Below are 9,431 nucleotides of genomic sequence, written 5' to 3'. Positions count from 1 at the left end.
GATCTCCAGCGAGTCGGAGGTTGAGGGGCAGGTTTTTGAAAAATTCCGAAAAGCATCCTCTGAAGAATGTTTCCCATTAATGAAAAGATTTCTTTCCACGTAGGAACGGACTGATTCTTCCGGCTGAATCGCTAGGATCATATTGGGCTTTCAAACCTTGATACGTGCCCGAAGCGAGGAGGCACGTTGAGGAGAGCTGTCGCTGGCAAACCGACCCGAGGAAAGGAAGCCGCCAGCGACAGTTTTTATTTAGTTGCGACAGTTTTTATTTCGTAAGACCACACAGCCCCAAATGTGGACAACTCACTCCACCGTCACCGATTTCGCCAAGTTACGCGGTTGGTCCACGTCCGTGCCCTTAAGTACCGCGACGTAATACGACAACAACTGCAGGGGGACGGTGTAGAGAATAGGCGCCAGGGTGTCGATGATGTGCGGCATGGCGATGACGTGTGTGCCTTCGCCGTTGGTCATGCCGGCATGTTCGTCAGCGAAGACGATCAATTCGCCGCCGCGGGCGCGGACTTCTTGCAAGTTGGATTTGAGCTTTTCCAACAGCTCGTTGTTCGGCGCCACGGTGACGACGGGCATGTCGCTGTCGACCAAGGCCAACGGACCGTGTTTGAGTTCACCGGCTGGATAGGCTTCTGCGTGGATATAGGAAATCTCTTTGAGCTTGAGCGATCCTTCCATGGCAACCGGGTACATGGCGCCACGCCCTAAAAACAGGGTGTGATGCTTCTCGGCAAACAGCTCGGCGACTTTTTCGACGGTGCTGTCCATGGCCAACGCTTCGCCCAGACGGATAGGAAGGCGACGGAGTTCTTCAACCAATTCTGCTTCAACGCCTTCTTCCAGCGTGCCTTTTACTTGCCCCAAGGCCAGGGTCAGCAGTAGCAAAGCAACCAGCTGGGTGGTAAAGGCTTTGGTGGAGGCGACGCCTATTTCCGGGCCGGCCTGGGTCAGGAGCGTCAAGTCCGACTCACGCACCAGCGAGCTGATGCTGACGTTGCAGATAGCCAGGCTGGCGAGGAAACCCAGTTCTTTTGCGTTGCGCAAAGCGGCGAGGGTGTCAGCGGTCTCGCCCGATTGTGAGATCGAGACAAATAACGTGTCGGGCTGCACAACGACCTTGCGGTAACGGAACTCGCTGGCAACTTCGACCTGACACGGGATCCCGGCCAAAGCTTCCAACCAGTATCGGGCCACCATGCCTGCGTGGTAACTGGTACCGCACGCTACGATCTGCACGTTACGCACCTTGGCAAACAGTTCGGCTGCCTGTGGTCCAAATGCTTGAACCAACACTTGGTGTTGACCCAAACGTCCTTCAAGTGTGCGCTGCACTACTTTCGGTTGTTCGTGGATTTCCTTGAGCATGAAATGGCGGAACTTACCTTTGTCGGCCGCTTCCGCGCCCTCATGGTATTGGACGACTTCACGCTCGACCGGCAAACCAGCAACCGTCCAGATCTGCACGCTGTCGCGACGAATCTCAGCGATATCGCCTTCTTCCAGGTACACGAAACGGTCAGTAACTTGCCGCAGCGCGAGTTGGTCCGACGCGAGGAAGTTTTCACCCAGGCCCAGGCCGATGACCAAAGGACTGCCACTGCGGGCAGCAAGCAAACGATCTGGCTGCTTGGCGCTGATCACAGCCAAACCATAAGCGCCGTGCAGCTCTTTGACGGCGGCCTTCAACGCAATGGTCAAATCACCTGAGTCTTTAAATTTGTGATGCAGGAGGTGGACGATGACTTCGGTGTCGGTGTCCGAGGTAAAGACGTATCCCAGGCCTTCGAGACGGTCCCGAAGTTCTTCATGGTTTTCGATGATGCCGTTGTGCACGACCGCCAGTTCATCCGCAGAAAGGTGCGGGTGAGCATTACGCTCGCACGGCGCGCCATGGGTTGCCCAACGGGTATGAGCAATGCCTAGACGGCCAATCAACGGTTCGCCAGCGAGCGCTTGCTCTAGCTCAGCAACCTTGCCCGGCCGACGGCAGCGTTCAAGCTTGCCCGCGTTGGTAAAAAGCGCCACGCCAGCGCTGTCGTAGCCACGGTATTCCAGGCGCTTGAGGCCTTCGAGCAAAATGGTTGTGATATTACGCTCAGCAACAGCGCCGACAATTCCACACATGGTTCTCTCCTAGCAAACAGCAGCACAAATAAGGGTTATGCCGCGGGCTTGAATCTGTTCACGTGCCTCAGTGGGCAAGCGATCATCGGTAATTAGGGTGTGGATACTGCTCCACGGCAGTTCCAGATTGGGAATTTTTCGACCAGCTTTATCTGCTTCAACCATCACCACGACTTCACGAGCAACTTCAGCCATAACCTGGCTTAAGCCCAGCAGTTCGTTGAATGTTGTCGTGCCGCGATTCAAATCAATGCCATCAGCACCAATGAATAACTGATCAAAATCGTAGGAGCGAAGCACCTTTTCGGCGACCCGTCCTTGGAACGATTCGGAATGTGGATCCCATGTGCCGCCAGTCATCAGCAGCACCGGCTCGCGCTCAAGTTCAGTCAGCGCGGTGGCAACCTGCAGCGAATTGGTCATCACCACCAACCCGGGCAGGCTGCCCAACTCAGAAATCAACGTAGCGGTCGTGCTGCCACTGTCCACAATAATGCGTGCGTGCTCTCGAATCCTTGCAACAGCGGCTCGTGCAATGGCTAGCTTGTACTTTGAGACTGGCTGGCAGCTATCTGCCATTAACTCGTGCGGCAGCGCAATCGCGCCGCCGTAGCGACGCAGCAGCAATCCATCGCCTTCAAGCGCTGCGAGGTCTTTACGAATAGTCACTTCCGAGGTATCAAAGCGTTTTGCCATATCGTCGACACTCACGTCGCCCTGCTCATTGAGCAAGGCAAGCAGATTGTGGCGACGTTGTGGTGTATTGCGTTTCGACATGGGGAGATAAATTTCGCTTCGAAAGATAACGAAGGCAATCAAAACCCATTAGCGAAAATTCGTCAAGCTAATGTCTGCCTGTTGTCGATTTTTCCCCAATAGATCGTGGCAATGATTCGTCTGTGGATAACTTCAGTCTTTTTTGATTTTTGCCGGCCGCTTCCATCCTTCGATGTTGCGCTGACGGGCGCGTCCAATGGCTAAATGGTCGGCGGGGACGTTTTGAGTGAGGGTAGATCCAGCAGCCGTAGTGGCACCCGAATAGATATCCACAGGCGCCACCAACGAATTATTGGAACCGATAAATACGTCTTCACCAATGATGGTTTTGTGTTTGTTCACCCCGTCGTAGTTACAGGTAATGGTGCCGGCCCCAATATTGGTCCGCGCACCCACCTCTGCATCGCCCAGGTAGGTCAAATGGCCCACTTTAGCGCCTTCTCCGAGGTGGGCGTTTTTCAATTCAACAAAGTTACCCACATGCGCCAGCGCCTCTAGGACGCTGCCTGGGCGAAGTCGAGCAAAAGGACCTACATCGCTTCCCTCGCCCAGCACCGCACCGTCAATATGACTGTTGGCTTTAACAACTGAGCCCTTGCGCAACGTACTGTTTTTTATGATGCAATTGGGACCAATGATGACGTTATCTTCGATGATCACTCGGCCCTCAAGGACCACATTGACGTCAATCAGTACATCGCGGCCAGCGCTTACTTCGCCGCGTACATCGAAACGCGCCGGGTCTCTCAGGGTGACACCCAACGCCATTAAACGGCGGGCTTCACGTATCTGATAGTGACGCTCCAGTTCGGCAAGTTGCTTGCGGTCATTGGCGCCCTGAACCTCCATGGCATCCAGCGGCTGCTCGGTGGCGACCACCAGCCCATCCTGCACTGCCAAGGCGATTACGTCAGTCAGGTAATACTCGCCCTGAGCGTTGTTGTTGGACAACCTACCCAGCCAGTCCGCCAACCGCTTGCCAGGCACAGCGAGAATACCGGTGTTGCCTTCGGTAATCGCTTTCTGCGCCTCGGTCGCATCCTTGTGCTCCACAATGGCAGCGACTCGATGCTGTTCATCTCGCACGATCCGGCCATAACCTGTGGCGTCAGCAAGCGTCACCGTCAGTAGACTCAATTGTTCGGTGGTGACGTTCTTCAACAGGCGCCGCAGCGTGTCCACCTCAATCAACGGCACGTCGCCGTAAAGAATGAGCACGTTATCAGCGGTTAACTCAGGCAGCGCTTGGGCTACCGCGTGGCCAGTGCCAAGCTGCTTGTCTTGCAAGACGAAATTAAGGTCATCTGCCGATAAACGCTCGCGAACCAGTTCGGCACCATGACCAATCACCACGTGGATACGCTGTGGATTAAGTTGGCGCGCGCTGTGGATAACATGCCCGAGCATAGAGTCACCCGCCACCGGAAGCAGAACCTTGGGCAAGGCCGAACACATACGTGTGCCTTGGCCCGCAGCGAGAATAACGATATCAAGTGACATAGCTGTCTACCAATCCTAGGCGGTCAGCGAGGGCGACCGGTGGTGAATTTTAAAAAAGAAAAAAGGGTAGCCGAGGCTACCCTTTTTCTCAATCACGTAAAAAACGGATGGGGTTAACCACCATATTTTTTACGAATTTGCTGAACGGTGCGCAGCTGAGCTGTCGCCTCCGCCAGACGTGCGGTCGCAGAGCCGTAATCGAAATCTGCACCTCTTTCATTTAGCGCCTTCTCAGCCGCTTTTACAGCGTTCTGAGCAGAGGCTTCATCTAGGTCGGCAGCACGTTGCACAGTGTCGGCAAGAACCTTGACCATGTTTGGCTGCACTTCGAGGAAACCGCCCGAGATGTAAAACACCTCGGCTTCCCCGCCCAGCTTGATCAAGCGGATCGGACCTGGCTTCAGATCAGTGATCAGCGGCGCGTGGCCTGGAGCGATACCGATATCACCCAGGTTGCCGTGCGCAATCACCATCTCGACCAGACCGGAGAAAATTTCTCCTTCCGCGCTGACGATATCGCAATGGACTGTCATAGCCATTTGCTTGCCTCAACCTAATTAGCACCCGTTTTACCGGGCACCGGGATTACAGTTTTTTGGCTTTCTCGATCGCTTCTTCGATGCCGCCGACCATGTAGAACGCTTGTTCTGGCAAGTGGTCGTAGTCACCGTTGAGGATGCCTTTGAAGCCAGTAATGGTGTCTTTCAGGGAAACGTATTTACCCGAGGCACCCGTAAAGACTTCAGCCACGAAGAACGGCTGCGACAAGAAACGCTGGATTTTACGTGCGCGGGATACCAACTGCTTGTCAGTTTCTGACAGCTCGTCCATACCCAGAATCGCAATAATATCCTTCAATTCTTTATAACGCTGCAGCACGTACTGTACGCCGCGAGCGGTGTCGTAGTGATCCTGACCTACAACATCCGGATCCAGTTGGCGCGAAGTCGAATCCAGCGGATCAACCGCCGGGTAGATACCCAGCGAAGCGATGTCACGGGACAGTACGACGGTAGCGTCCAAGTGGGCAAACGTGGTCGCAGGCGACGGGTCGGTCAAGTCATCCGCAGGTACGTAGACAGCTTGAATCGAGGTAATCGAACCGGCTTTGGTCGAAGTGATGCGCTCTTGCAGAGTACCCATCTCTTCAGCCAGGGTAGGTTGGTAACCTACTGCAGATGGCATACGCCCCAGCAGTGCGGATACTTCAGTACCGGCCAGTGTGTAACGATAGATGTTGTCGACGAACAGCAGAACGTCGTTACCTTCGTCACGGAATTTCTCGGCCATGGTCAGGCCAGTCAGTGCTACACGCAGACGGTTACCCGGCGGCTCGTTCATCTGACCGTAAACCAATGCCACTTTGTCGAGAACGTTGGAGTCCTTCATCTCGTGGTAGAAGTCGTTACCCTCACGGGTACGCTCACCCACACCGGCGAACACGGAATAACCGCTATGCTCGATGGCGATGTTACGGATCAGTTCCATCATGTTTACGGTTTTGCCTACACCGGCACCACCGAACAGACCGACTTTACCGCCTTTTGCGAACGGGCATACCAGGTCGATAACCTTGATGCCGGTTTCTAACAGGTCGTTACCGCCTGCCTGTTCAGCGAAAGTAGGCGCAGGACGGTGAATGCCCCAACGCTCTTCGGTTTCGATCGGGCCACATTCGTCGATCGGGTTACCCAGAACATCCATGATCCGGCCCAAGGTCGCTTTACCGACCGGTACGGAGATGGCTGCGCCAGAGTCCGTGACTTCCAGACCGCGCTTCAAGCCCTCGGTGGAGCCCATCGCAATAGTACGGACCACGCCGTCGCCCAGCTGCTGCTGAACTTCCAGGGTGGTCCCGGCCGCGCTTTTTACCAACAGCGCGTTGTAGATACTCGGTACGTTTTCGCGTGGAAATTCCACGTCGATCACGGCGCCGATGATTTGAACGATACGTCCGCTACTCATTAGCTGGATCCTCTGAATATTTGAACCGTTAAACCGCGGCAGCGCCGCCGACGATTTCCGAGATCTCTTGGGTGATCGCAGCCTGACGCGCCTTGTTGTAGATCAGTTGTAAATCGCTGATCAAATCACCGGCGTTATCAGTAGCGTTCTTCATTGCGATCATCCGCGCGGCTTGTTCAGCTGCGTTGTTCTCGACCACCGCTTGGTAGACCTGTGACTCAACGTAGCGAACCATCAAGCCGTCAAGCAGCTCTTTGGCGTCCGGTTCGTAAAGATAGTCCCAGTGGTGCTTGAGTTCTTTATCCGGGGTCGCAACCAGCGGAATCAACTGTTCCACCTGAGGCTGCTGCGTCATGGTGTTGATGAACTTGTTGGACACCACGGACAGACGATCGATACGACCGTCCAAATAGGCATCCAGCATCACCTTGACGCTACCAATCAAGTCATTGATCGATGGCTCTTCGCCCAGATGGCTGATCGCAGCGACGACATTACCGCCAAAAACGCGAAAAAAGGTCGCGCCTTTGCTGCCGATCACACACAGATCGATCTCTACGCCGTCTTCACGGTTTACCGCCATGTCCTTGACCAAAGCCTTGAACAGGTTGGTATTCAAGCCGCCGCACAAACCTCGGTCACTGCTCACAACGACATAACCGACACGCTTTACTTCGCGATCAATCATGAACGGGTGGCGGTATTCCGGGTTGGCGTTGGCCAGATGTCCGATTACCTGGCGGATGCGCTCCGCGTAAGGACGGCTAGCCGACATACGCATTTGAGCCTTGCGCATTTTGCTAACCGCCACTTTTTCCATGGCGCTGGTGATCTTTTGCGTGCTTTTGATGCTCGCAATCTTACTGCGAATCTCTTTTGCGCCTGCCATGTAACACCTATCAGGTTAGCAAGCGGGAGCCTCTCGGCCCCCGCTGCGGCTTACCAGGTTTGGGTGGCCTTGAACTTTTCGATACCGGCTTTAAGGCCTGCATCGATTTCGTCATTGAAGTCACCCTTCACGTTGATCTTCGCCATCAATTCGGCGTGATCGCGGTTGAAGTAAGCAATCAGAGCCTGCTCGAAGCTGCCGATTTTTGGAATCTCGACGTCCACCAGGAAGCCACGTTCAGCGGCATACAGGGACAACGACATATCAGCGATAGACATCGGCGCATATTGCTTTTGCTTCATCAGCTCGGTAACGCGCTGACCATGCTCAAGCTGCTTGCGAGTGGCTTCGTCCAGGTCAGAAGCGAACTGGGCGAATGCCGCCAATTCACGGTACTGAGCCAGAGCGGTACGGATACCACCGGAAAGCTTCTTGACGATCTTGGTCTGAGCAGCACCACCCACACGGGATACGGAAACACCGGCGTTCACAGCTGGACGGATGCCAGAGTTGAACATCGCCGATTCCAGGAAAATCTGACCGTCGGTGATGGAAATCACGTTGGTCGGAACGAACGCGGAAACGTCGCCAGCCTGAGTTTCGATGATTGGCAGAGCGGTCAACGAACCAGTCTTGCCAGTCACAGCACCGTTGGTGAACTTCTCTACATACGCTTCGGAAACACGCGATGCGCGCTCCAGAAGACGGGAGTGGAGATAGAACACATCGCCTGGGTAGGCTTCACGGCCTGGCGGACGGCGCAGCAGCAGGGAAATCTGGCGGTAAGCCACTGCTTGCTTGGACAGATCGTCATAAACGATCAGCGCGTCTTCGCCGCGGTCGCGGAAATATTCGCCCATGGTGCAACCGGAGTACGGAGCAAGGAACTGCAACGCAGCCGATTCGGAAGCACTGGCAGCAACGACGATGGTGTTAGCCAACGCGCCGTTTTCTTCGAGTTTGCGAACCACGTTAGCGATGGTCGATTGTTTCTGACCAATTGCTACGTAGACGCAGAAGATGCCGCTGTTTTTCTGATTGATGATCGCGTCGATCGCCAGAGCGGTTTTACCGATCTGACGGTCACCAATGATCAGCTCGCGCTGACCACGGCCGACAGGGATCATGGCATCGACAGCCTTGTAGCCAGTCTGTACAGGCTGGTCTACCGACTTACGCCAGATCACGCCGGGTGCAACCTTCTCGACAGCGTCGGTAAGGACGTTGTTCAGAGGGCCTTTGCCGTCAACTGGGTTACCCAATGCATCGACTACACGACCCAGCAATTCCGGACCAACCGGAACTTCGAGGATGCGGCCAGTGCACTTGGCGCTCATGCCTTCAGCCAGCATCTGGTAAGCGCCCAATACAACGGCACCCACAGAGTCTTGCTCAAGGTTCAACGCCATACCAAAGACGCCGCCCGGAAACTCGATCATTTCGCCGTACATAACGTCGGCCAGACCGTGAATCCGCACGATGCCGTCAGATACGCTGACGACTGTGCCTTCGTTACGGGCTTGGGAGGTTACATCGAGCTTGTCGATGCGACCCTTGATAATTTCACTTATTTCGGAAGGATTGAGTTGCTGCATTGCTCTGCTGCCCCTTCAAACTCAAGATTTCAATGCTTCGGCCAGTTGCGCGAGTTTGCCACGAACTGAGCCATCGATAACCAGGTCGCCGGCGCGGATGATGACACCACCTATTAGAGAGGCATCCTCCGCAGCATGCAGGCGCACTTCCCGGCCGAGCCGTGCACTGAGAACCTTGGCGAGTTTGTCTTGCTGTTCTTCGTTCAATGCAAAAGCACTGGTGACATCCACATCGACCGATTTTTCCTGCTCGGCCTTGTACAGGTCAAACAGTTCGGCGATCTCCGGTAGAAGCAGGAGACGGTCGTTTTCAGCAACGACGTGGATGAAATTCTGTGCCTTGACATCAAACTTGTCGCCACACACTTCAATAAAAGTGGTGGCCTTGTCTGCGCTCGTCAGTCGCGGTGCCGTGAGCATCCGCTGCATTGTGTCGTTTTGCGACACAGCTGCAGCCAGGCCAAGCATGGCTGACCAATTGGCCAGTTGCTGGTGGGCCTGTGCATGCTCGAAGGCTGCCTTAGCGTAAGGTCGGGCCAACGTGGTCAGTTCTGCCATGATCGCCC

The 9,431-nt window shown here is 54.9% G+C and carries 8 protein-coding genes; all 8 read right to left on the bottom strand.

Going from position 1 to position 9,431, the window contains the following annotated elements; all coding sequences use genetic code 11:
* Positions 1 to 303: 303 nt before the first annotated feature.
* Positions 304 to 2,139: a glutamine--fructose-6-phosphate transaminase (isomerizing) gene (gene glmS, locus QN378_RS17790; RefSeq protein WP_322206011.1), complete on the bottom strand. Its 1,836-nt coding sequence runs from the start codon at positions 2,137 to 2,139 to the stop codon at positions 304 to 306.
* 9 nt (positions 2,140 to 2,148) lie between these two features.
* A complete protein-coding gene (locus QN378_RS17785; protein WP_322206010.1) occupies positions 2,149 to 2,916 on the bottom strand; it encodes a DeoR family transcriptional regulator in 768 nt (255 codons plus the stop codon).
* Between the two features lie 132 nt (positions 2,917 to 3,048).
* The gene (gene glmU / locus QN378_RS17780) at positions 3,049 to 4,416 is read right to left on the bottom strand and encodes a bifunctional UDP-N-acetylglucosamine diphosphorylase/glucosamine-1-phosphate N-acetyltransferase GlmU (protein WP_322206009.1); all 1,368 of its coding nucleotides are present in this window, start codon (positions 4,414 to 4,416) and stop codon (positions 3,049 to 3,051) included.
* A 113-nt stretch (positions 4,417 to 4,529) separates the two neighbouring features.
* Positions 4,530 to 4,955, bottom strand: a complete 426-nt coding sequence (locus QN378_RS17775) for a F0F1 ATP synthase subunit epsilon (RefSeq protein ID WP_322166813.1) — start codon at positions 4,953 to 4,955, stop codon at positions 4,530 to 4,532.
* A 46-nt stretch (positions 4,956 to 5,001) separates the two neighbouring features.
* Positions 5,002 to 6,381, bottom strand: coding sequence for a F0F1 ATP synthase subunit beta (gene atpD, locus QN378_RS17770; protein ID WP_322206008.1), 1,380 nt, complete (start codon positions 6,379 to 6,381; stop codon positions 5,002 to 5,004).
* 28 nt (positions 6,382 to 6,409) lie between these two features.
* A complete protein-coding gene (atpG, locus tag QN378_RS17765) occupies positions 6,410 to 7,270 on the bottom strand; it encodes a F0F1 ATP synthase subunit gamma (RefSeq protein ID WP_322206007.1) in 861 nt (286 codons plus the stop codon).
* Between the two features lie 50 nt (positions 7,271 to 7,320).
* Positions 7,321 to 8,865, bottom strand: coding sequence for a F0F1 ATP synthase subunit alpha (atpA, locus tag QN378_RS17760; protein ID WP_322206006.1), 1,545 nt, complete (start codon positions 8,863 to 8,865; stop codon positions 7,321 to 7,323).
* A gap of 21 nt (positions 8,866 to 8,886) precedes the next feature.
* On the bottom strand, positions 8,887 to 9,423 hold the full coding sequence (locus QN378_RS17755) for a F0F1 ATP synthase subunit delta (protein ID WP_322206005.1): 537 nt from the start codon (positions 9,421 to 9,423) through the stop codon (positions 8,887 to 8,889).
* Positions 9,424 to 9,431 lie beyond the last annotated feature (8 nt).

Origin of the sequence: Pseudomonas sp. 10S5 (assembly GCF_035019745.1) — a bacterium.
In the GTDB taxonomy this organism is placed as follows: domain Bacteria; phylum Pseudomonadota; class Gammaproteobacteria; order Pseudomonadales; family Pseudomonadaceae; genus Aquipseudomonas.
The sequence above is the reverse complement of the archived record's forward strand: the minus strand, read 5'-3'. Positions and strand labels throughout refer to the sequence as shown.